Genomic DNA, 23,832 nt, shown 5'->3' on the forward strand with positions numbered 1-23,832 from the left:
GCACACCTAAGCTGCCACCAAGGACCGGCCGGGCTGACGAACCCTAGGGCAGCAAACGGATCGTGGTTCGGCACGCATTCGCGGCATCGGCTCGATCGTTCTTGAGCTCCGGACAAGTCACCCAACCCCGGCTCACGGTCGGCGCGCTGCAGCGAGGACAGCGGTGTAATGCGCGCCCGTCATCCATTTGATCGAGCAACCATTCGCTCTTGATGAAGTCAGGGAGTTTCTGCTGCAGGCCGCTCGCCGTTGTCTATTGGGTCTTCACTGGTGCACCCGGAAGCACGGCTGCCACACCTTCCGGATTGATGTTGAAGGCCAGGAATATCAACGGCTCATCGCCTGGGTTTCCCCATTGGTGCACGAGGTCGTGCGGTTCATAGATCAAGGACCGCGGTCCCCTTGCTTCTGTTTTGCCGTCGACCGTGTTGGCCCCGGTGCCGGAGAGTATGAAGTATAGAGCTGCGCCTGACCGATGGTGGGGCGGGTTGGAAGGCATCTGCGCCGGAAATGTGACCCGCGTGAGATTGAGATCATAATTACCTGGCTTCAGGTCGGGGATCGGGCTCGCCGTGCGGTACAATTCTCTTACGACGGCAGGTGCCGTCTCGGTAGGACGACCCAATTCTCCAGCGGGGACGAGAAAGAAGTGGAGAAATATTGACGGCGCCCCACTGCCTGCCGTCAGCGCGGCGGCCTTTCCGCCGGCGATGAACAGCCCCTCTCCGGCATTGAGCACTTTGACCTCGCCACCGAGCGCGACCTCGGTCGATCCTGACATCTGGTAGAGGATGCCGCTGGCTGCCGAAACGCTGCTCCTCTCGCCCGGCTGAAGGGTAACGCTCACCGCTTTGAAATGGACCGGCGCGTCGGTGACGGTCGGCAGTTTGGTTGCGGCGATCACTGTTCGTGTAATTGCCGGAGGAGCCGCGGGGGTTTGCGCGGTCCCGGAGGCGGGAAGCGCCATCGCGCCGAGCAACAATAGTCCGGTTGTCCTGAATTGCATGATTGCCTCCCAGGTTCAGCGGATCATCGGAGCATGATACGCTCTCCCAGCGCCACTTGGAATGGCAGGGCACTTGGCCGGAGACCGCGAGCAACGCCGCGAAACGGAATTCGTGCGGTCGGGGATCATTGAAGTGGAGGAAACTGCAGCGGGCAGTCTTAGAAGATGGACTTTGCCTCTATCTCGAGCTCTCTGATCCGTTTGATCCAGGTCCATGGACCCTGGATCATTTCCGTGGTCGTTGCGCTGGAAAGCGCCGGCGTGCCCCTCCCCGGGGAGACCATCCTTGTTGCCGCCGCACTCCTGGCCGCCGCCACCAATCAGATCGATATCGGTATTGTGGTCGCCGCGGCCGCCGCAGGTGCAATCATCGGAGACGGGATCGGATACACGGTCGGGCGCCGCTTCGGAATGCCGCTACTTCGCAAATACGGGCACTACATTCGCCTGGATGAAAACCGGTTGCTGATCGGTCGATACCTGTTTTTTCGATACGGCAACGCAGTCGTGTTTTTTGGTCGCTTTATCGCGGTGCTGCGCATGTTTGCGGCTTTGCTTGCCGGCGCAAACGGCATGCCGGCGGGTCGCTTTTTCCTCTTCAACATCACCGGGGGCATCTGCTGGGCGTGTGTCTTCGGCTTCGGTGCCCACGCTGTCGGAACCGAAATCTACAAGATTTCTGAAACGCTGAGCCTCGTGTCACTGGGATTGTTTATTGGCGCGGGATCTGCGCTTTCGATCATCGTGCGGCGATATGAAATTGTGCTTCTTCGTCAGGCCCAGCGGGCACTGCCGGATGGCTAGTGCAAATCGAAACGGACATCCATTTTTGGTGGCTAAGTGGACATGATCAATTTGTCGGTGCGCGCCCCAGCGCTGGTTGGATCGGCAGGCGATTTTAGGCAAGTCGCACGCTTGTGTCGAAACAGCCGAACGCGATCGAGCTGTACCTCCGTTCCGTACCACTTGATGATCCGCTGCGGTTCCTTTGGCGCAGCCCTAAACCACCGCATCCTCTCGCCTTTGCGCGAGAGGATGCCTATGTCGTGGAGTACCTGCGGCGGCGCCAAATAATGGGAGGCATGCATGGACGCGCCTGGCAAGGAATTTGCGCTGGCGGGCAGCCTTGAGGAGCTGAAGATCAAGAGGCGGCTCGTTGTGCACGGTGGCCATCGTCCGATCCTCGTCATCTACGACCGCGGGCGCATCTTCGCCCTCGACAATCGGTGCCCGCACATGGGCTTCCCGCTCGAGCGCGGCAGCCTCGAGGACGGCATCTTGACCTGTCACTGGCATCACGCTCGCTTCGATCTCGAAAGCGGCTGCACCTTCGACCTGTGGGCGGACGACGTGCCGATCTGCCCGGTCGAGGTGCGTAATGGTGACGTCTGGGTGAAGACCGCGTTCACGCAGGCCGATCCCGCCGGGCACTGGCGTCAGCGGCTTGCGAACGGCCTCGCCCACGACCTCGGCCTCGTCATTGCCAAGGCCGTGCATGGTCAACTCGCGGCCGGCGTACCGCAGGGCGAAATCGTCCGGCAGGTGGCGCTATTCGGGGCGCAAAACCGCGATGGCTGGGGCATCGGTCTTACGATTCTTACGGCACTCGCCAATCTCCTGCCTGTGCTGCCCGAGGAGGAAGGCTATCTCGCTCTCTTCCACGGCGCACGCCGCGTGGCCGCGGACTGCGACGGCGAGGCGCCGCGGCGGGAACGCGCGCCGCTTGGCAGCCGGCCGGATGCGGCTGCGCTCAAACGCTGGCTGCGGCGTTGGACAAACGTGCGCCATCGCGAGGCCGCCGAGCGCACCCTGCTCACGGCAATTGCCGCCGGCTTCTCCCCGGCTGAGCTCGCTGATTCCCTGTTCGCTGCCGCGACCGATAGGGCGTTCGCCGACACCGGGCACTCGCTCGACTTCATCAACAAGGCGTTCGAGTGCCTCGACCTGGTCGGCTGGCAACACGCGGCGGCTCTGCTGCCGACTGTCGTCGGTCAGATGGTCGGGGCCCGTGGCGCCGAAGAATCGACTACCTGGCGCCAGCCCGTTGACCTTGTTGCATTGTGTGAGGAATCAACCAGCCAACTCGCGGACCTGTTCGCTGCCGGACGCGGCGCGCGTGACTGGTCGGGCCACGCCGCACTCGCTCAAGAGCTACTCGGTGACGATCCGGCCGGAATCGTTGACGTGCTCAAGGAGGCGATCTGCGCCGGTTCCGCTCCTGTTGATCTGGGCCAATCCCTCGCGTATGCAGCAGCGCTCAGGGTGGCGCGCTTCGGCACTGCCAACGAGCACGCCGATTGGGAGTCGGCACATCACGTCTTCACCTACGCCAACGCGGTCCACCAGATGCTGACGCGCATCGGGACCACCAACATCGACGCGCACGGCGCGGCCGTCCGGAGCGTCTTGCACGGCGCGATGGCGCTCTACCTTGCTCGCTATCTCAATGTGCCGCCGGCACGCATCCCTGGCGACGGCGGCGAGCAGCTCGATGATCTGCCCGCGGAGCCAGAGACGATCCGCGCCGCCTTGCTCGACGCCTTCGACCGGCAGCGACAGGTCGATCTTGCCGCGCGCCTGGTAGCACGGCACCTCACGCTCGGCCATTCGCCGCAGGCGCTGATCGCCACGCTCGCGCATGCGGTGCTGCGCGAAGATGCAGGCTTCCATACATATCAGATGCTGGAGGCGGGGGTCCGGCAGTTCGGGGCGTGGGGCAACACGGACGAGGGCCGGCACATCCTCATCGCGGTTGCCCGCTATCTGGCGGCCCATTCACCGACCGAACGCGCGTCACACCAGACAGCCGACATCGCCCGCCGCTTGATGCGGGGTGCCGAGCTACATCAAGAGGCTGGATCGTTCTGAACATCGCGCGCCGAGGGCGATCTGAAGCAACAAAGGCCTGCGTCCGACACGCGCTTCCAGTTACCATTTTAGCGAGCACCAGTACGACGCCCGGATCATGTCCCGGACAGAACCGCTACAGCACGGCTCAGTTGGAGGTCATCTGATCCGGCAGAGACCGCGCCTGCCGGGACCTCGATCGTCGGCGTCACGCCCACGCCCTCCAGGCGCTCGCCATCGACCCGAACATCTTCGACTGCGAGCAGCAGCAAGCCGCCTCCGATGAGGAATGCGGTGGCGGCAAGGACCGCGCCCTCTGTCCGGGTGCCGATGAGCTCGCCCAACCGGTACTTCTTGAAGCCATATGCAAGCACCTCCTTGCCGCTGCGCGTGTCGCCGTTGATGAGCATGGCAACGGGCTTGCGCCACTTCACATTCACGAGTTCGCTAGTGCCGCCTCGGTCGGTGACCTGCATCGTTGGCGCCCGGGCGTTGAACAGGTCGAGATATTCGGGTTGTGCGCCGCCCCAGCCATCCCGCAAATCCCAGATCAGCGCGTCCGCGTCTTTTAGCGCCCCTTGCCACAGCAAGCGTTCAAGAGCGCGTTGGTAGATGGAGCCAGCGTAGCACCAGACATGGACATAGCCGATGCGTCGTCCGTTGGATTCGATGATGCGCGCGCTCGACTCCAACCCACGAAGAAACATTTTCGTGGGCTCGAGGTCGACCGGCCCGACCGCAATTTGCAGCACCGCGGCACCCCGCTGCACCTCCAAGATAACCGGTTTGTCTACCTTCCCACGGAAGGACCTGACCGGTTCAAATGCCGTGCCGTCAGCCGCGATTATTTCGTCACCGACGCGGAGGCCCGCCTGCTGAGCCGGCGTTCCATCGATCACGCCAGTGATCGTGTTACGACCAGCCGCCTCGGAACGTGAAATGACACCAATGCCAGGGTACGAAACGCGGCCGTCCGGAAATGCGCGCTGTAGTCCCCGCCGTCGCAACGCGCCGACAAAGATGTCTGCAAGCTGATAATATTCAGGCTCATCTGGCGTATAAAAGTGCGTGTGCGAAGCGTGCAACTCAGACAGCATGGCGTTGATGACGCGCGCCAGCGAGTTCTGGGATGTTGCCCGCTGGACGTCGGAGAGATATCTCTCCCGAACCGCCGTCCAGTCCAGTCCGCTGTGACGCGGATCGAAAAAGCGATCACGCACGGTCTGCCAAACGCTCTCGAAGGTCGCGACGCCATCAGCGGGAACATAGGTGTCGTTGGCCTCTCCCTTGAGAGGCTCCGCGGCACTCGGGGCCTTCGCAGCCACGGCACATGCCGTAACCATGGCTGCGAGTCGCAACACTTGGCGACGCGAAGGCGATGTATCGACAACCTCTTTCATCATCTGAACTCGCGGTGGAGCGTCTGCCGCGGCGCGTTCGGCGGCCATTCGATCCCGGCACGTTACCGAATGCTTGCGCTCCATTGGCGAACAGAGGCGTCGTTGAGAAGGCAGATTCGAACAGATGTTGAGGCCACTGGTCTGCGCCGCTCGGAATGGAGAAGGCGGCCGATGCCTCACCAGGCAGTGACGCGTCCCGGCGGAAGTGGTAACCGGCTTCTGGCCGCACTGCTGCCACCGGAATTTCGCTCTGGCGCGTCCGGAGCGATTAGATCTGAGCGACGCGGGCACATAGAGATCGACCGACTGAAGCTTGCGGCAGCGGCGTGCGATGCCACGGCACCATGCGTCGCGAAGTTGAGGACAGCTTCTCGATGAAGGCGGCCCGTCCTTCCGTCGCGGTGCCGTCGATTGGATCAGGTGAGAGGATTAGCAACTTGGAGAGCACTGAGCTTCCGCGAGACTGCTTATCTTAGGTCGCGATCAGAAGGGTTGAATTGTTCGATCTGCTGCACCGGACAGCTTCCGGCGTAACAAAGACGCACTCCATGCCAAACGGCGGAGCCGCACTTTGTTTTGCGGCGGGCCGACTGAGACTGCCGCGCGGCTTGCTACTACCAGTACTTTCCACCGGCCCTCGTCTTGGTGTCTCGCTACGCCGCTTCGCGCTTGCATCATGGATCGATTTCTTCAACTCCAGCAGCATATCTTTGACCTAGTCCATCGACGTCTCCAGCGCCGTAAATCTACCGTTCGCGTACCAAGTACCGCAAGGCGGCTTTTTCAGGATCCCAAGGCTCGGCCGGGAGTGGAGCCAAGAACTGGAAGCGGATGAAATCGGGCAGAAGCTCGGCGCAGCTGCCAAGACTCAAGATGAATCGGGTTTGACGCAGAATGCCATCTTTGGTGCTATCGCGGCTTATGCGCCGGCACTGCTTCTGCAGATCGCAAATGTCCTCGACGACGCGATCTTTTGCGGAGCAAGGGCACGGTCAGGAAGATTCGGACAACGATCGCGCGCTGCTCACGAGCCAGATTTCAGCGCTTCGCGATTACGGAAAAAAGATAATTGTGAGCGATGACTTCGCGGAGATACTTGAATGTCGTCAGGATGGACATCCGCCGGCCTGGCTTCGCGCGGAGCTTGCGTTGCGCCGCGCAGACCGGAAGTTCGTAGTTGCTCCAAGTCGACCCACACCCGAGGTTAGCTTGGTACGAGCGCTCGTGACGAATTCACTTTTGCTTTCCCCGCTGGCTGCACCCGATATCAAGCGCCAACTATCACAATAGCCGGATGTCGGTGACAGCACGAATAGATGGGATGCAAGCGTTCATCCTACCGCGTCGAGATCAATCCGCGAGGCGTAGCAACTATCCAGCGGTTGCCCCAACGCACGATAGAATCAACTCGTCCGATGCCGGGGACCACGTCGCCCCGTGCTGCCATTCGAATTCCATCGGGCCCTTCGAGCACCGCCGTTCCGCCGCGAACATCAAGGACTGCCCAACCCACAATAGTCGTTGGCCTTGTCTCGGGGACCGACAAGAGCGGCCCCGCAGGCTCGAGTGAGCCGGTCACAGACATGTCCGCCTCGACAACCGAAGAAGCTGGGTTCGAAGCTTCCGCCGATTGCGCCCCACTCGACGCTTTGGCCAGAGGCTTCGGAGCAAGGCTCGCGCTGGCTGTGGAGGGCTGACCTAAACCGGGCGGTGCTCGCGAGCCTGATGCTGATGTTATCTTTCGCGCGCTTTCGGCCTTACGACCTGACTTTGTGTCCGGCATGCGGCGCGAAGCTGTTTCTATGTGAGCAATTGGATTGAGAGCCGAGATAGTTGCGGGACCATACCAAGCCCCAGCCCATCCCAATCCAAAGCCTCCAGCCAATGCGACTGCGACGAGCCAAATGGTGCGTTTTGGATGGCCGCTTGGCGCCAATAGCGCCAGGACCTCATCTCGATTGGAGGTCAAGAAATTTGATTGGTCGAGAGTGATGGGCCACGTCGCGACCTCGCCACTGCCCTGATCCGCGACCTTCTCGATGATTTCCAAGGTATTGGCATGGTACAATTGCATGCTCGGGTCCCTTGTGGTCCCCAATGATCATGCCGGGAACTAAACCAACCCTTAACGGCCGATGCACCTCAGCACGAATAAGACAGCAGTGGATCGCGCAAGAAACCAAAGGCGTGATCTCTGCCGGTCGCCCGGGAGCTCGACCACATGACGGCGGGACTGCCTTTTGCAACCGCGAGCTGCTGGACCGGACTTGCATTCGGGCCCGGATCTCACGTCAGGAGCACAATGAATCCATCGCACCGACAGATTTGAGCCGCATGGCCGCCTATGTCGGTGCGAAGGGTCATGCCGGGCGGGGCGCAACACCGGGAGTCTTCGATGTCCGGTTATTTGCGATTTTGCTTCGCTGGTTTGGTTTTTGTTGGAACTCTTTCGTCGGCGCCTGCGTCCTCCAATCCTCTTGCGGATATCTTCAATACTGCTGCGCCCCAACCTGCGGTAACCTCTCCGCCGCAAGCGGAATGCTTGGGACGTCCCGGCAACTCGACCCCCGACGGGCAGCATTGGGTCTATCGAATGGACGGGCACCGCAAATGCTGGTTCCTGACCGAGGGTACCGCGAAGGTGAAGAAGACGGTTCGTCGGCGCGTGGCCAAAGATAGCACCGCCAGTTTGGACGAGAACGGGGCCGCGCGGCCCAGGCAGAGCGGAGTCGTTGATGCACGCGCGGAGTTGCTGCGCTCCGCGCCGGCCGAGCCGTCTCACCCCGAGGTCAAGGTAGCTGATGCTGCCGACGATCTCGGCACGGGCAGCGCTCTGATGTCGGCGGCCCCCATCGCTGAGCACGGCCGCCGGCCGACGCCCGCGCACTCCGTGCTCAGCCAAGTCGATGTTGAGCAGCTTCTCGCAACCGCACCGACGGTCAACGATGCGGTGACTTCGTTCGGACCTCCTGCTGTCCCGACCGGCGTGGGTATCGCGGAAGCTCGCAACGAGGCGCCGAGCCAGACGGCAACTTGGCTAGGCGCACTGCTGATGATGCTGGGGATGTTCTCCATCTTAAGCTCGAGCCGCTCGCTTCGGCACGCAGTGAGAATTCGCCACTAAACCGCACTTCGCAGGGTCAGAATCGCCAGTCCTCGTCGGAAGGCGCACCTCAGATGGGCGGCGCGCCGTGCTATTCGATCGTCAATCGTCTAATCAAGGTCGACGGCCTTGCCCTACTGAGCAGGGGCAATAACCAGCAAGAAGATGACCCCTATTTCAAGAGCGTTTGGAGCGGTCAGCTTAATCAGTTCGAAGGTCGGCGAGCGTCACTCGAGGGGCAACGAAGCGTCATTCGCGAGAAGATCAACCAGCTTGGGTCGCAGATCGTGGGCGCGGAGGCTCAGGTCAAGGCTTTCACCGACCAGATAAACTCTGTCCGCAACGAGGCACAGGATATAGCCCCGCTTGTTGAACGAGGCCTGATTGCCCGCCCGCGAATTCTTCAGCTGGAGCGAACGGCGTACGGTTTGGAAGGCCAGATCGCCCACACAAAAGCCAGCATCGCGAAGGCGCGCCAGGCGATCGCCGAACAGGGGCAGCAGGTCGCCCAACTCGACAATGATCGGATGACAGAGGTCACCAAGGATTTGCGCGACACGCAGGCCAGATTGCTCGAGGTCATTCCGAAGGCGCTGAGTGCAAAATCGATACTTAGTCGCATGGAAATTCGGGCGTATAACGCCGAGCGCAAGCGGTTGAAGAAAGAGGCGAGCATCTTTTGGCCCGTTTGAGCCATGCCAACCAGCTCGGAAACTGTCCGCTTATCGAAGTAGACCGGAAGTGGCTCGGCCGCGGTCAAAAACGGTGGGTTCGATCCCAACCGGACCTTGCACGCCCCAACGCAGGAACTGTGGTATCCTCCGTCAAATGCGACGGGAACGGTTCGATGAGGCGGCCCCTCAACTGTGGCACTTACCGCTAGTGCTGCGCGTCCTCGTATCCCCGCGCTACTCGATACGCGCCGAGGAGGTGATCGAATGAGTGCGCTAGGCTAGCTGGTGCGGTCCAGCCGGCGGAAGACCGGTCCGAGTAAAGGGTAGCGCTCTCCCGGGTTCGAGGAGGACCAACGTCATGAAGCGGGACTTCGACCTCATCGTCTATGGCGCGACCGGTTACACCGGCCGTCTCATCGCCGAATATCTGGCGACGTCCTATCGCGGCGACGAGGCTCCGTCCTGGGCGATCGCGGGACGCGCGACCGACAAGCTCCAGAAGGTGCGTGCCGACATCGGCGCACCAGACGATTTGCCTTTGGTGAAGGCGGATGCCGCCGAGCCGGCCAGCCTACGTTCGATGTGCGAGCGTGCGGCCGTGATCATCACGACGGTCGGGCCTTATCAGCTCTACGGTCCCGAGCTTGTGGCAGCCTGCGCGGCCACGGGCACTGGCTATGTCGATCTGTGCGGCGAACCGGCTTGGATGCGGCGCATGATCGACGCCCATCACGAAGAGGCGAAACGGACCGGCGCGCGCATCGTCTTCTCCTGCGGCTTCGATTCCATCCCGTTCGATCTCGGCGTGCTCACGTTGCAGGAGAAGGCGCGCGAGAAATTCGGACGCCCGGCGCGGCGGATCAAAGCCCGCCTGCGCAAGGTGAAAGGCGGCATGTCGGGCGGCACTGCGGCGAGCGCTCAGGCGACGTTGGGCGCCGCCGCGCGCGACCCGGCCCTGATCCGGCTGCTGAGCGATCCCTTCGCGTTGACGCCGGGGTTCACCGGGCCGTCTCAGCCGTCGGGCCTCATCCCCGAATACGACCCGAGCATGAACGTGTGGCTCGTGCCGTTCCCCATGGCGCCGATCAATACCAAGAACGTGCACCGCACGAATTTCCTGTTGGATCATCCCTACGGCACGGACTTCGTTTACGACGAGATGATGGTCGCGCCGGGATTTGGGGAAATCGGTCGCGTGACGACGGAGACCTTCGCCACCATATTTTCCCTGCTCGGGACCGGCGGTCTCAAAGCCGGTGCAGGCCCGACTCGGGAAGAGCGCGAGAAGGGCTTCTACGACATTCTCTTCCTGGGCGAACTGCCGGATGGCGGACGGGTTGAGACGGTCGTCACGGGCGACCGCGATCCGGGCTACGGCTCGACCAGCAAGATGATCGCCGAAAGCGCTCTCTGCCTCGTGCGCGACGTGCAGGGCGAGGGCGGCATCTGGACGCCGGGCGCGCTGATGGGGCCGGCGTTGCGCAAGCGTCTGAAGGAGCGCGCCGGCCTCACCTTCGCCGCGCGTTGAGATATCGCCCAGAACTGCATCGGCGTGCTTGAGGCATCTCCTCTGGCTCTGGAACTGCGCGATTATCGGGATAGCGACGAATTCCATCGCAAGGTTGCACGATGAATAAGTTAATCAACTCAGCACTCTCGCGCCGCCACTTTTTGCGGCTAACATCCATGGCCACGGCATCAGCTCTAACTCCAACGGTGTTGTGGGCCGAGCAGCAAGAAGCAGCGGATTCGGCCACATCCCAAGCCGTGCCCGCACGCATCGCCACGTTCGATGAGGTATGGCGGACCGTGCGAGACCGGTTCTACGATCCGCACCTCCACGGCCTCGATTGGTCGGCGGTCCGGGAACGTTACTTGCCGGACGCCACGCGGGCGAGTTCCGAAGAGGCGCTGGCCGGCGTCATTAATGGCATGCTCTCTGAGCTGCATGCTTCGCACACCCGCTATTACACACCGTACGAACCAGAGTACTACCAGCTTTCCGATATCTTTGCTGGTGCGTTAAGGCGGCGCGGACTGGAACGTGTTTTTCCGAGTGGCCGTATCTCCTATCCCGGCGTTGGCGTCCTCTCGCGTCTCGACACGCAGGGCCGCAGCATGATTACCGGTGTTGTAGACGGCACGCCGGCCCAACAGGCCGGTCTGCTGGCTGGCGATCTGATCGTCTTCGCCGATGGTGCACCGTTTCAGCCGGTCCAGTCATTCCGTGGCAGGGTTGGCAAGGAAGTTGTGCTGCGGCTGCGTCGTGCCGGCGCATTTACGCAAATATCGGTTACCCCGGTCGAAATTGAGCCCAACAAGCTGTTCTTGGACGGCCTGAAAGCCAGCGCCCGTATAATACCGGCCAACGGCCGAAGCATCGGCTATGTTCGTGTCTGGTGCTACGCTGGCTCGGTCTATCAGCGGACGCTCGAGCATCTTCTATCGCAGAGTCCCCTGAACGGCGCCGACGCGCTGATCTGGGACTTGCGCGATGGCTGGGGCGGCGCGATCCCCGGGTATCTTGATTTGTTCAACACGCGAGCGCCGACGATCCAGGTCACTGATCGCAATGGCGCCAACGAACTCGAGAACGTGAAGTGGCGCAAGCCTGTCGCCATGCTTGTCAACGGTGGCACCCGCAGCGGCAAGGAGATCCTTGCCTATGGCTTTAAGAAATATCGGCTTGGCGAGGTCATCGGTAGCCGGACCGAGGGAGCTGTCCTCGCTGCGACGGCATTTCTCATTGACGGCGGCTTGCTGTTGCTCGCGGTCGGGGACGTGCAGGTCGATGGCGAGCGGCTGGAAGGTGTTGGCGTCGCACCCACGATCGAGGTCCAAGCTGACCCGGCCTCAATGGGTCTAGGTGATCCTCAACTCAATCGTGCAATCGCAGTTCTATCCGTGGCCTGATCCTCGGGAGGCCGCCCTGCCAGCTCTGGCCCTGATCCGCGAAGACCGGACGCCACAAGCGAAATGCTGCGTTTCTTGCTTGAGCATTCGCCCCCACGGCAGCCAGGTTGGAGTTAATCCGCTCGTGATGCTGTGGACGGCTCCTCCACCGGCACGAGAGTGCCAAGGTATGGGCGCCGTTTTTGAGGCTCCCACGATTCGGAGGAGCAGCCTATGCAGTCAATTTCGACGATCGGTCTGGATATTGCGAAGTCGGTCTTTCAAGTGCATGGCGTCGATGCAGCCGGGCAAGTGGTCATACGGCGTCAACTCAAGCGCCGTTTCGTGCTGTCCTTCTTTGAGAAGTTGCCACTGTGCCTGGTGGGGATCGAGGCTTGCGCATCATCCCATTATTGGTCCCGTGAGTTGCAGGCGTTGGGACATACGGTGCGATTGTGCCTCCGGCCTATGTGAAGCCGTACGTCAAGCGGCAAAAGAACGACACCACCGACGCGGAGGCGATTTGCGAGGCGGTCACGAGACCCAACATGCGGTTCGTGCCGACCAAGACGGTCGAGCAACAGAGCTGTCTGATGCTTCATCGAGCGCGCCACCTCTTCATCCGCCAGCAGACTGCCGTCATCAATTCAATCCGCGCCTATCTTGCCGAGCTCGGGATTGTCGCCCCGGTCGGGCGCCGGGGCGTCGATCAGTTGCTGGAAGTCGTCGCCGATACAGCTGACCGCCGGTTCCCGGAGGTGGCCCGCGCATGTCTTGCTGTTCTCGGCAGTCAATTGCGGGCGCTGAAGGTGCAAATCCTGGAGTTCGACAGGCGTATTGTCGCCTGGCATCGATCGAGCGCGACGAGCAAGCGACTGGACGCGATCCCTGGTGTTGGTCCGGCGCTGGCAACGGCGCTGGTCGCGAGCGTTGCTGATGCCAAGGCGTTCCGATCGGGGCGAGACTTCTCGGCCTGGGTTGGGCTCGTGCCGAAGCAGAACTCGAACGGAGGCAAGGACAAGCTTGGCAGTATCAGCAAGCAGGGCGATCGCTATTTGCGCAGCCTGTTCACGGCCGGCGCACTCGCCGTGATCCGCTATGCCAAAATCCATGGAACGGGGCGTCGACCCTGGCTCTCCGCATTGCTGGCGCGGCGAGCAACTAAGGTCGCTGCCATCGCGCTCGCCAACAAACTCGCCAGGATAGCCTGGGCGATGATGGCGAGGAACGAACGCTACAAGGAACCCGCCGCTCTCATGGCGTAAACGAGATTACGCCGGACATGCCGGTGTGACGTAACGGTTGGAAGGGCGAACAGCACTTAATGCAGCGCCGGTCGATCCGGCGATCAGGACAACCCACATCGGCCACGGCATCTCCGAATGCGTGCTTTTGATCGGGACCTGATCCGCGGAGGGCATTATGGCCAGCGGTCACGTGAACCGCGCAAACAGGCCGAACACATGGCCGCTCCGACCAACGCCGCAAAGTGAAGATTCTCCTTGCCAACCCGGAGCCGTCCACACATGGCCCCTCTGAGACGTTCGGGGCCAGCCGAATGTCCGGTTTGCGCGGCTGGTTCAACGGATCGCCCGCAACACATTCTGCGAACTTCTCAGCAAGCCAGCTTGCAACGCTTCAGACGCCGCGCCCGATCCCAGGCGGCCTGATCTGACCCGGCAGCCCGGCGAAAATGTCGTGATGAAGGGAAACGCTTGCAGAGGCGTTGACGGTGCTCTTTGTGGAATCAGGCACCGCACCACCCGCGCCGGGCGCTGCCATAGAAACCCCCGGGTGCCGGCACCACGGCGAGACAAGCACAGGAGGCGGTCGACCGCTTCAACCGCGCCATGGAGAAGTTGAAAGCCGGGGATTGAGCGGGCTTCGGCAAGCACACCGATGCGATGCGCGGCCTCTTGGAAGACATGAACCGGCAATCAAGCGGGCGTTAGCCGTTCACCCGTGCGTGAAGTCGCCCGGCTTCAATCCGAGCGCTTTCACAGCGGCCTCCGGAAGCGGTCCCCACGCTTCCACCTTTTCGTTCGGAGCCATCATCGCAGCGATAATCGCCGCGGCGGTTTCCGGATCCCTTTCCGCCACGAAATAGACCGAGCGAACAGGTGGCCCGCCGCCTAACGGCTGAGTTGTTACCAGGACAACCTGACCATTTGCCATGCTTCGATATACCACCGCCGCAGTGCCGCTTCCATGATCGCGTAACCCCGCGGGGCGGCAATGGCGCACGCCAAGGCAACCGCGCCATGGTCTTGCATCTTCCTGGGTCACCATAAAATGGCCCAGTCATGGGGGGCACAATGGCTCGAGGAGTAAGAACGTAGCCAGCAAAACAATGCCAACCCAGGGTCTCCGGTGATCACCCCTTCGAGGTATGCCACCGCAATTACCTCGCGCCAGACGGCTCCATCAACCGCCCGCTCCCTGCCTTAGCCTCCGATGCCAACCTGCTTGTAGCGCTTTACCGGTCGACGGTGCTCCTGCGCCTGTTCGACCGGAAGGTTGTTGCATTGCAGCGCACCGGGCCGTCGGAACCTATGCCGTTTCGCTCGGCCAGGAGGCGGTATCGGTCGGAATAGCCAGTGCGATGCGAGATGACGACGTACTGCTGCCCTCCTATCGCGACAACGGCGGGCTGCTTTGGCGTGGCGTCAGACTGAAGGAGATCATGATGTTCTGAGGCGACGACGAACTTCACCGCACCCGATATTTGTTCGCGTAGTGCTTGGCCAGAAGCTTCCGGGTCTGTTCCGCCAGGAGGAAGGAAACAAGCCCCCGGACGGAAAAAGAGGGGTTCAAAGGAGGATATCAACATGGCGAGCATTGCACGCAATCTACTGTTACTGGCGGCCGTCCTGTCTGGCGCGGTGGCCAGCGCACCGGCCGCAGCGCAAAACGAGCAGTTCATCCCTATTCTGTCCTACCGGACCGGACCGTATGCTGTGAACGGCGCGCCCTACGCAAACGGCGTTGTGGACTATTACAACCTGATCAATGAGCGTGACGGCGGCATCAACGGCGTCAAGATTCTGACGGAAGAATGCGAGACGAGTTACGCGACCGACAAGGGCGTTGAGTGCTACGAGCGCCTAAAGAGCAAGGGACCGACCGGCGCGGCCTTCATCAATCCGCTGAGGCCACCGGCTACAAGTCGCTGATGCTTCAACATGGCGCCGGCAAGTTTCCCATGCATACCGACATAGAGAAGTACGTCTACGCAAGGGGCAAAGGTTCAACGGAGCCCGGCAAGATCGGTGAAGTTCTCTACAACCGCGGCATGGTGAATGCCATGCTCGGCGTGGAGGCGATCCGGAAGGCGCAGGAAAAGTTCGGCAAGAAACCGCTAACGGGCGAGCAGGTCCGTTGGGGGCTTGAGAACCTCATCCTCACCGGTGCACGCATCAAGGAACTCGGCTTTGAGGGGATGTTGAAGCCGGTCAGCATTTCCTGCTCCGACCACGAGGGCGCGCGCTACGGGCGCGTACAGCAGTGGGATGGCAAGGCCTGGAAAGTCATCTCCGACTGGTACACGGCTGACGAATCGCTCATCGAACCGCTCGTCGCAGACGTGTCCGCGAAGTATGCCGCGGACAAGAAGATTCAGCCGCGCGACTGCGCGAAAGAAACCTGAACGTATCTCAGCAATCCGGGAGGTGGATTTGCCTCCTCTCGGATCCTCTGGGAGCTGCAACCTTTGGAGAGCTGCGTGTCAATTCCCAAGGCCGCTGCGGCGACAGGAGCAGCGGCAGTTCCCTCGGTCAATAATATCGAGGTTGTCTACGATCACGTCATCCTCGTGTTGAAAGGCGTATCGTTGGATGTCCCGCGGGGCGGCATTGTCGCGCTTCTCGGCGCTAATGGTGCCGGAAAGACGACGACGCTGAAGGCGGTCTCCAATCTGCTGCATGCAGAACGCGGCGAAGTCACCAAAGGCTCGATCCTGTTCTATGGCGTAGAAGTGCAGTCCCTGTCGCCAAACGATCTGGTGCGCCGCGTGTGCATTCAGGTGATGGAGGGGCGGCGTTGCTTCGCTCACCTCACGGTCGAAGAGAATCTTTTGACCGGCGGCTTCACCCGCAGGGATGGCAGGTCCGCGATCGCGCAGGATTTGGAGCGAGTCTATGCCTATTTCCCCCGTCTCAGGGAGCGGCGGCGTTCGACCGCCGGCTATACGTCGGGCGGCGAACAGCAGATGTGTGTGATCGGGCGTGCACTGATGTCGCGACCCAAGATGATCCTGCTCGATGAGCCTTCGATGGGCCTCGCGCCGCAGATCGTCGAAGAGATCTTCGAGATCGTGAAGGATCTCAACATCAAGGAAGGTGTCTCGTTTCTTCTCGCCGAGCAGAACACCAACATGGCGCTCAGATACGCGAGCCACGGCTATGTCCTCGAAAATGGCCGTGTGGTGATGGACGGTGAGGCGCGGGCGCTCGCCGCAAACGAGGACGTCAAGGAATTCTACCTTGGCATCGCCGGAGACAAGCGAAAATCGTTCCGCGATGTGAAGCACTACAAGCGGCGCAAACGTTGGCTCGCTTAGCCGATGACGCTGAGTGATCCGTGCTGGGGATAGATGTAAGCCGGCATCCGCCAGCAGGTTCGGCCCCGGGTGCCTGTGCGCTAGTGGCGGAGGCCGCCGATGCTGCGGCTGTGGTGCCAAGCTGCACCATCACAGAGCGCTTGCATCCGGACAGGCTAAGTCGCAGCAGCCGCATGAGGTCGAGGTCGGGCCGTAGAGCGTGACCGAGCAGATCGTTTGCGGCGATTAGAGCCGCTACTGGATACCTCAGGCATCCTCGTGCTGACTGCAAGCGACGCGCCGGGCGATCTTCAAGGGATGCGGCCCATGTGGCGCGCATCTCGGCGAAAAAGATCCCTAATAAGGTTTCTAGGTCCGCCGCGGTTTGGACAAGCGATAGCGCAAGTCACCGCAATCGATCGAGCAAAGCCTTCGCTTCCTTCAGATCGTTCGTTTCAAAGCCCTCGGCATACCAAGCGTAGATGGGCGCGAGCAGTTCGAGCGCTTCCTTGCGTCTGCCCTGGTCCATCCATAAGGTTGCAAGGTCCATTGCAGCTCGAAGTTCGAGGGCTTTAGCGTGTTGGCTTCTTGCCGTGGTCAATGCTTGATCGAGCTGTGATTGCGCCTCGGTGCTGGCTTCCAGCGCGCCGCGGACGAGCAGCGCGCGCGCTTTCAGCCGATACAATTCGGCCTCAAATACCCGCTCGCTATTATGGCTGCTTGTAGCAAGGCCTTGCTCGATCACCTCCACCGCAGCCTCCCATTGATTGCTCAACAACAAGGCCGGACACAGGAGCACATACAGTGCCGTGATGCCTAGCTGATACCCTGCGCCACGATATTCGTTCATCGCAGTCCGGATTTCCTCGAGTGCGCTGGATGAAGGGTCAAGAGAGGTCATACATATCCCCCGGACGGCGAGCGCCAATCCTCGCCATTGCCGGAATCCGTGTTCCTCCGACAAGGTGAGACAGCGTTCGGCATAGCGGCGCGCGGTCAATAGCTCGCCACGAAGAGCGTGGAGAACAGACGCATAATAGCAAGCGTAAGCCTGCGAATGTGGATGACTGATGTCGTCTGCCCGCTGAATGGCGGCGTCCATTCGTGTAATTGCCGTGTCGACATTGCCGAGCAGCCAGAGAACCCAAGACATCAGGGCAAGGTCCGCCACTCCGGCATCCTGGCCGGCGGCACGGGCCGCCAGTCTCTCGTCCTCGGTGCTTGCGTCAAACGCCTCAACGGCCCGTTCGATCGCTTCGCGGGCACCGGTGAGATGTCCCATGAAAAGGCGAATCATGGCTTGCCCGCGCATTGCGTTGAGCAACGCTGGTCGATTGCCGCGCGTCTCGGCGAGATGAAGGAGGACCGCGACCATTTCCTCGGCAACCGGCAACTCACCGCGAATGACGCTCGCAGTGGCCAACCAAAACATGATCTGTAGCTGCTCGGGGGGATCTCCGAGGCGCTCGCACAACTCGCGAGCACGCGTGAAGGTCGCCACCGCCTTGTTCGAGGCAGGCCCCTGGGTAGCGATCAGACAGGGTCCCAGAGCGAACTGGAAATCAAGCTCCAGCCTGTCCTTCCGTGCGCCGTCGGCCAAATGGACCGAAGCCTCGATACCTCGCTGCAGGTGGGCGATGGCTTCAACGTTGGCGGAGCGCATCGCGGCGTTCTTGCCGGCCTGTAGCCAATATCCTCCCGCCTTTTCAAACAGTCCCGACACCGTGAGATGATGCGCGAGAGTTTCGGGTTGAGCCTCCACAATTTCTGGGAACCGCTGCTCGAACGCGGTTGCGATGCTGGCATGCAGCGCTGCGCGTCGGCCCTTCAAAAGTCCCGAGTAGGCAGCGTCCCGCACCAGCGCGTGTTTGAAGGTGTAAACCGCGTGTGGAACTTCACCCCGGCAGAACAGCAGTTCCGAACGCACCAATTGGTCGAGCGCCTCGTCCAATCTCTGCTTCGGCAGCCCTGCGACGGCACTCACAAGTTCGTAATGGAATTCGCGACCCGCGACGGCACCGATTTGGGCGACGTCCCGCACCGGTGACAACCGGTCAAGGCGAGCCATCAACGAAGCTTGCAACGTGGTTGGGATCGCCAACGATGGTAGAGGCGCTTCGAGAACATATTCCCCATCCCGTTCTCGTAACAAACCGCCTTCCAGCACCATCTTCGTCAATTCCTCGACGAAGAGCGGCACCCCATCGGTGTGTGCGAGAATGTGCTCCATTACTTCCTTGGGTAGTGTTTTGCCCCCCGTCACCCGCAGGACCAACGCTGTGCCGTCGCGTCGGCCAAGGCGGGTGAGCGGGATCGTTGTGGTGTGGGGATAGCTCGGCCAGGGCGAAGTGAATTCGGGTCTGGCCGTGATCAGCACCAGTGCCCGAAGCTGCGGCACGTGCTCCACAATAGCTGCGAGAAGCTCAAGCGAGGTTGGGTCAATCCAGTGTACATCTTCGAAAATGAGTAAAGCCGGCTGCTGCGCCGCTAACCCGTCGAGCTGGGCCAGCAATGCCGCAAAGGTCTTCTCCTTGCGCTTTTGTGGAGTGAGGTCCTGCAGTCGGTAGCGGTCATCGGTCGGCAGCGCCAATAAGTTGGCCAGAACTGCCAGGTGTTCGGGATCGCCTGTGGATTGCGCCAGCAGAGCCTCGAGCTTCGATAGCTTCTCCTGAGGTGAGTCGCTGTGCCTGAACCCGGCAGCACGTTCGAGCTGGCTGATGAATGGGAACAATGCGCTGTGGGTATGATGCTCAGAACAGAAATAGCGTAGCGTTATGTGTGATTCACCGTGGAGCCGCTCATTAAGCGCCAACGCAATGTGTGATTTGCCAATCCCCGGCTCTCCCGCAAGCGCCACCACCCGGCCTTCTTCCTGGGTAGCTTGTCGCCAGCGGCGTAACAGCAGCTCTATTTCCTCCTCACGCCCGAACAACGGCGGCAGCCTAGTGGTGTGCATGGCCTCGAAGTGGCTCTCTACACCGCTCATTCCCAGCACCTGATAGACCCGGAGCGGCTCTGTCCAGCCTTTCAGCGCGACGGGACCGAGGTCGCGGTAGTGGAACTCTCCCCCGGTGAGCCGGCGCGTGCCAGCGGAGATCAACACAGTCCCAGGCTCCGCCATCGTTTGCAGGCGCGCGGCGAGGTTCGGCGTCTCACCAACAACGGCTTGCTCCGCCAGACTTTTCTCAATCAGAAGTTCGGTGACGACCACAGTCCCCGTCGCAATGCCAACGCGAATCTGCAGCGCCTCGGCGACATTCCGGATACTCGCTACGGCACCAACGAGTGTGAGCGCAGCGCGCACAGCCTGTTCGGCATCATCCTCATGGGCGTGCGGATAGCCGAAATAGACCAACGCACCGTCGCCCATATAGCGAGCAATTCTTCCCTGATAGCGGCCTATGACTTCTGCGATGCAGCTGTGATACGCGCCAATCAGCGTCCGCATGTCCTCCGGGTCCAACCGCGCCGAAAGGGCTGTCGAGCCAACCAAGTCACAAAACATCACGGTAAGGTGGCGCCGCTCTCCTTCATCCCGCCCCTTCAGTTCGGTCGCTGTTTTCGCCGACTTTGATCTAGCTGCGTCATCAAGGTCTGCGATGGCACGCAATAGCTTGCGGCGATGACCTAGCAGGACGCCGAGCTCCTTTAGGTCCTGATCTGTCAGGTCGCACAAGACCGAAAGGTCAATGCCGTTTTCGGCGAAGCGCTGGGCGTACTCTGACAAGCCGATCGACTCGAGCCACTCGGTGACGCCTCTCATGACAATTCGGCACCTCCCTCGGCTCAGTTCTCAGTTCCGGCAGGTATCGCTTCCAAAGCGCAATCGCTCCGCCCTGTACCGAGGCCAGCCGGATCTCGGTTATCTCTCCGAAAGGTACGGTGGTGAGGGTGCGGCAACCGCCAACTCACTTGTTCCGGACTGAATCAGCAGAAAAGCGACCGCCGCATGCGACCGTACTGCAACCGGGGAGAGACCAATCGTGTCTTCGACGCCGCTCGACATGGCGAGCGGTGAATTTGCGCCTAGAGATTGGTCGTCGCGGCAAAAAAATGGTTCACTGAAGAAGGGCTAGTTCGAATGGGGTTGTCGCCTTTGAAGCGCCTCTGAAAAGAGTGAGCTTCCTATTTTTTAGAGAGGACTTCTTCCCTGAGAACCAGGGAGCTGGCTCCGGAGACCGCTCGACCTCTTTTGGACTAGGCCTCTCGCGAAAGGAGCTGTTTCGGCTCTTCCAGCCGACGCGCCAGCTCCATGGCCGCTGGCACGAGAGCTGCACGGGTTCCCTTCTGGCCCTTCTGAGACCTGCGGATCTGGGACGAACGTCCGCTTTCCGCTAAAGCCTACCCTCCCCGCCAAGTCGCCCAGAGCGGACATGCTGCGCTCAACATGCACTGCGCGATTGCGCGTCATCCCGCCTGAATTCTCCATCGACATCGCAGCTTGATGATCTCGCGGCATCGGAAGCCATATGCGCTGGGCGCAGCACGGAAACGGCCGACTATTTGACCGCGCCACCTGTGATGCCGCTGATGAAGCGGTCCAAAAAGAGATTATAGGCAATCGCCACTGGAACGCTGGAAATAAGCGCCGCGCCCATCAATTCGCCCCAATAAAAAATGTCTCCGCGGATCAAATCCGTCGCGACTCCCAAAGTAACGGGCTTCTCACTGGAAGAGGAGATGAAGGTCAGCGCATACACGAACTCCTGCACCGTTAGCGTGAACGCAAAGATCACTACGGTCAGAATGCCAGGAACTGAAAGAGGAAGGACAGTTTTCACGAATGCCCCCACGACAGTACAGCCGTCGATGATTGCAGCCTCCTCGATCTCACGCGGCACCGACTTGAAGAAGCCCATAAGCAGCCAGGTGCAGAACGGGATGGTGAAAGTGGGGTAGACGACGACAAGAGCCCACATGCTGTCCTGCAATCCGAGCAACGTAACGACTCGAGCGAGCGGCAGGAACAGAAGCGTCGGCGGCACCAGATAGGTCAGGAAGATGCCGATGCTGAGATTTTCGCCACTGCGGCCCGGCATGCGCGCCAGCCCATAGCCGGCCGGCAGAGCCACGAGAAGAGTGATAGCCACGACACAAAGCCCAATAAGGGCGCTATTGGACAGCCACTGCACGAACAGCGTGTCTTCAAACAAATACTTGAGATGTTCGAGCGTAGGCGGCGCGTTGAACCAATAGGGGATGGACTTGAGATTATAGAGGTCGCCGTCCGTCTTGAAGGTGGTGATCAGCATCCAGTAGAAGGGAAACGCGGCGAATACAACCAGCGTAACCACCGCGCCATAAAACGAACTCTGGCCAACTACTTTTCCGGCAAGGCGCGGCATGTCAAATCTCCCGCCGCCGCAGCGACCGCAAGAGCAGGATCACCGCAACCAAGAGGAAGGGGAACAGGAACAGACAAATGGCCGCTCCGTGAGCGACATCGCCCGAGAGGATGCCCACCTGAAACGCCAGCGTGCCGAGCACCTGCGTGCTGTTGATCGGTCCACCCTTCGTCAGCAAATAGACGACGCTGAGATCCGTAAAGGTGAACACCGTGCCGAAGATCAGAGCGATCATGATGATCGGGGCGATGATTGGCAGGATGATTTGATAGTTGCGGCGCCAGAAGCCTGCACCGTCGATCGTGGCGGCATCGAGCACATCCTGTGGCACCGACGTGAATCCGGCAAGGAAGATCACGACGCCGAAAGGAAACAGGCGCCACGCATGCACGGTCGCCACGGCAATCATCGCCAAATCCTCTTGCCCCAGCCATTGGGGCCGGTGTGCCGGATCGATCAATCCTGCCGCGAGCAGCGTCCAGTTGATAACGCTATAGAGCGAGTCGAACATCCACACCCAGGCCAGCGTCGCCAGTGACACCGGTACTGCCCAGGGCAGAACGATAAGCGCGCGGGCCAGCCGGCGCCCCGGGAACTCCTGCATGAGGAGCATGGCGCCGATCTTGCCCAGCAGCAGGCCGATGATTTGGGCACTGATCGTGAAGATGAGGGTGTTGGCCAGTGTCCGCCGGAAGATCTCGCTGTCGATGACCTCGCGGAAGTTCTTCAGCCCGACAAACGTCCAGCTCGGATTGAAGATGCTGTAGGCGCTGACGCTGTAATACAGTGCAAGCAGGAATGGCAGCCCGACGAGCACGACGACATAGAGGATCGCGGGGATGATGAACAGCGGCCCGAGCACCTCGAGCCGATCGAACGCAGTAAACCGCGATCGTGCAGTTCGACGGGGCGCACCTGCCTCGGCGATCGCGCTCATCGAGCTTGCTCCCTGGGGCTGACGATACGCCGACCATCCCGATCGAAATAGCGCAGCTCCGTGTTCCGAACCGCAAATTTGTGCCATTCACCGGCGCGGATGCCAGACAGTGGAACGTGGGCAGGCAGCTTCGCCGTGACTTCGCGCTTCGCCCGGAAGCCATCCAACGCACCGTACAAGATGCGCTCCGATCCGAGATACTCCATGCGATCGATGCGGAAGGGAAGCTCGGAGAGTGCGGCTCCGTCGAGCATCTCCCGCGGCAGGAAATGCTCCGGCCGAAAACCCAAGAGTCCACCGCTATGCTCGACCAGGTTCATGGGCGGGGTCCCGAGGAAACTCGCGACAAAATCGTCGGCGGGGTGGTCGTAAATCTCGCTTGGAGTTCCGACTTGTCGGAGCTTGCCATGGTCGATAACGGCGATGCGATCGCCCATGCCCATGGCTTCGACCTGATCGTGCGTGACGTAAATGGTGGTCGTTGCCACCTTCTGCTGGAACTGCTTCAGCTCACTGCGCGCACTTGCTCGCAGCTTCGCGTCCAGATTGGACAGCGGTTCGTCCAGCAGGAATACGGTTGGATTGCGTACGAGCGCGCGGGCCAGCGCCACACGCTGGCGCTCGCCTCCCGAAAGCTGGCGGGGACGCCGGTGAAGCAGGTGGTCGATCCCGAGCAGGCCGGCAGCCCAATCGACCTTGCGCTTGATCTCAGGCCGTGGCGTACCCTGCGTCCTCAGCGGAAATGCAATGTTGTTGGAGACAGTCAGGTGCGGATAGAGCCCATAGCTCTGAAATACCATGGCGACGCCACGCGCGCGCGGCGTGATGTCATTGACGATTTCCTCGTTGATCAGGACGTCGCCGGACGTTTGCCGCTCGAGACCGGCAATGATCCTCAGGAAGGTCGTCTTGCCGCAGCCCGATGGACCGAGCAGCACCAGAAACTCACCGTCGCGGACCGATAAGCTGACACCATCGAGGGCAGCGACGTCACCGAAAACCTTTCTGAGGTCTTTGACAACAACCGCGGCCATCTGGACTCCCTCTGTACCTTGAGCAAGGAACGCCTAAGGCTGCCCTCCGCGCCTGGC

The 23,832-nt window shown here is 61.1% G+C and carries 18 protein-coding genes and 1 pseudogene; 12 read left to right on the plus strand and 7 right to left on the minus strand.

All coding sequences use genetic code 11. The features are described 5' to 3' along the window. Positions 1-253: 253 nt before the first annotated feature. Complete coding sequence (locus XH85_RS39780) at positions 254-1,006, minus strand: cupin domain-containing protein (RefSeq protein ID WP_128936296.1); 753 nt, start codon at positions 1,004-1,006, stop codon at positions 254-256. A 234-nt stretch (positions 1,007-1,240) separates the two neighbouring features. Here XH85_RS39780 and XH85_RS39785 point away from each other — a divergent pair, with 234 nt between their 5' ends. Further along, positions 1,241-1,810, plus strand: coding sequence for a DedA family protein (locus XH85_RS39785; RefSeq protein WP_245473697.1), 570 nt, complete (start codon positions 1,241-1,243; stop codon positions 1,808-1,810). Between the two features lie 282 nt (positions 1,811-2,092). Then, entirely contained in the window at positions 2,093-3,874 is a 1,782-nt protein-coding gene (locus tag XH85_RS39790; protein WP_128936298.1) for a Rieske (2Fe-2S) protein, read from the plus strand. A 95-nt stretch (positions 3,875-3,969) separates the two neighbouring features. Here the strand turns inward: XH85_RS39790 and XH85_RS39795 are convergent, their stop codons facing one another. Further along, positions 3,970-5,256, minus strand: coding sequence for a S41 family peptidase (locus XH85_RS39795; protein WP_164940621.1), 1,287 nt, complete (start codon positions 5,254-5,256; stop codon positions 3,970-3,972). Between the two features lie 948 nt (positions 5,257-6,204). On the opposite strand from XH85_RS39795, the gene XH85_RS39805 reads away from it, so the two are divergent. The 6 genes and pseudogenes from XH85_RS39805 (at position 6,205) to XH85_RS39830 (ending at position 13,187) form a co-directional block, all read left to right on the plus strand. Further along, positions 6,205-6,543 carry a hypothetical protein gene (locus tag XH85_RS39805; RefSeq protein WP_128936300.1) on the plus strand — a complete coding sequence of 113 codons (339 nt, stop codon included), beginning with the start codon at positions 6,205-6,207 and terminating at the stop codon, positions 6,541-6,543. Positions 6,544-7,648: 1,105 nt separating this feature from the next. Then, positions 7,649-8,377, plus strand: a complete 729-nt coding sequence (locus XH85_RS39810; protein ID WP_128936301.1) for a hypothetical protein — start codon at positions 7,649-7,651, stop codon at positions 8,375-8,377. A gap of 53 nt (positions 8,378-8,430) precedes the next feature. Continuing rightward, on the plus strand, positions 8,431-9,048 hold the full coding sequence (locus XH85_RS39815) for a hypothetical protein (protein WP_245473696.1): 618 nt from the start codon (positions 8,431-8,433) through the stop codon (positions 9,046-9,048). Positions 9,049-9,388: 340 nt separating this feature from the next. Continuing rightward, complete coding sequence (locus XH85_RS39820) at positions 9,389-10,558, plus strand: saccharopine dehydrogenase family protein (protein ID WP_128936302.1); 1,170 nt, start codon at positions 9,389-9,391, stop codon at positions 10,556-10,558. Positions 10,559-10,716: 158 nt separating this feature from the next. Further along, on the plus strand, positions 10,717-11,943 hold the full coding sequence (locus XH85_RS39825; protein ID WP_164940889.1) for a S41 family peptidase: 1,227 nt from the start codon (positions 10,717-10,719) through the stop codon (positions 11,941-11,943). A 213-nt stretch (positions 11,944-12,156) separates the two neighbouring features. Further along, positions 12,157-13,187, plus strand: a pseudogene (locus XH85_RS39830) (IS110 family RNA-guided transposase). 691 nt (positions 13,188-13,878) lie between these two features. Here the strand turns inward: XH85_RS39830 and XH85_RS39835 are convergent. Continuing rightward, positions 13,879-14,097, minus strand: a complete 219-nt coding sequence (locus XH85_RS39835) for a hypothetical protein (protein WP_128936304.1) — start codon at positions 14,095-14,097, stop codon at positions 13,879-13,881. Positions 14,098-14,311: 214 nt separating this feature from the next. Between XH85_RS39835 and XH85_RS39840 the strand changes: the two genes are divergently transcribed. From XH85_RS39840 to XH85_RS39850, 4 genes are all read left to right on the plus strand, one after another. Continuing rightward, positions 14,312-14,617 (plus strand): thiamine pyrophosphate-dependent enzyme, encoded by a 306-nt coding sequence (locus tag XH85_RS39840; RefSeq protein WP_245473599.1) that lies wholly within the window; start codon positions 14,312-14,314, stop codon positions 14,615-14,617. A 133-nt stretch (positions 14,618-14,750) separates the two neighbouring features. Beyond that, positions 14,751-15,095, plus strand: a complete 345-nt coding sequence (locus tag XH85_RS47130; RefSeq protein ID WP_245473600.1) for an ABC transporter substrate-binding protein — start codon at positions 14,751-14,753, stop codon at positions 15,093-15,095. Positions 15,096-15,124: 29 nt separating this feature from the next. After that, positions 15,125-15,568, plus strand: a complete 444-nt coding sequence (locus tag XH85_RS47135) for a type 1 periplasmic-binding domain-containing protein (protein ID WP_245473855.1) — start codon at positions 15,125-15,127, stop codon at positions 15,566-15,568. 75 nt (positions 15,569-15,643) lie between these two features. Further along, positions 15,644-16,480 (plus strand): ABC transporter ATP-binding protein, encoded by an 837-nt coding sequence (locus XH85_RS39850; protein WP_245473602.1) that lies wholly within the window; start codon positions 15,644-15,646, stop codon positions 16,478-16,480. A 385-nt stretch (positions 16,481-16,865) separates the two neighbouring features. Here XH85_RS39850 and XH85_RS39855 read toward each other — a convergent pair whose 3' ends face one another. From XH85_RS39855 to XH85_RS39870, 4 genes are all read right to left on the minus strand, one after another. Further along, positions 16,866-20,222, minus strand: a complete 3,357-nt coding sequence (locus tag XH85_RS39855) for an adenylate/guanylate cyclase domain-containing protein (protein ID WP_128936305.1) — start codon at positions 20,220-20,222, stop codon at positions 16,866-16,868. A gap of 736 nt (positions 20,223-20,958) precedes the next feature. Next, a complete protein-coding gene (locus XH85_RS39860; protein WP_128936306.1) occupies positions 20,959-21,804 on the minus strand; it encodes a carbohydrate ABC transporter permease in 846 nt (281 codons plus the stop codon). 1 nt (position 21,805) lies between these two features. Then, positions 21,806-22,741, minus strand: coding sequence for a carbohydrate ABC transporter permease (locus tag XH85_RS39865; protein WP_164940481.1), 936 nt, complete (start codon positions 22,739-22,741; stop codon positions 21,806-21,808). Beyond that, positions 22,738-23,775 (minus strand): ABC transporter ATP-binding protein, encoded by a 1,038-nt coding sequence (locus tag XH85_RS39870; protein ID WP_128936308.1) that lies wholly within the window; start codon positions 23,773-23,775, stop codon positions 22,738-22,740. Before XH85_RS39870 ends, XH85_RS39865 begins: the two co-directional genes overlap by 4 nt. Between the last annotated feature and the right edge of the window lie 57 nt (positions 23,776-23,832).

This window comes from Bradyrhizobium zhanjiangense (assembly GCF_004114935.1).
Taxonomy (GTDB): Bacteria; Pseudomonadota; Alphaproteobacteria; order Rhizobiales; family Xanthobacteraceae; genus Bradyrhizobium; species Bradyrhizobium zhanjiangense.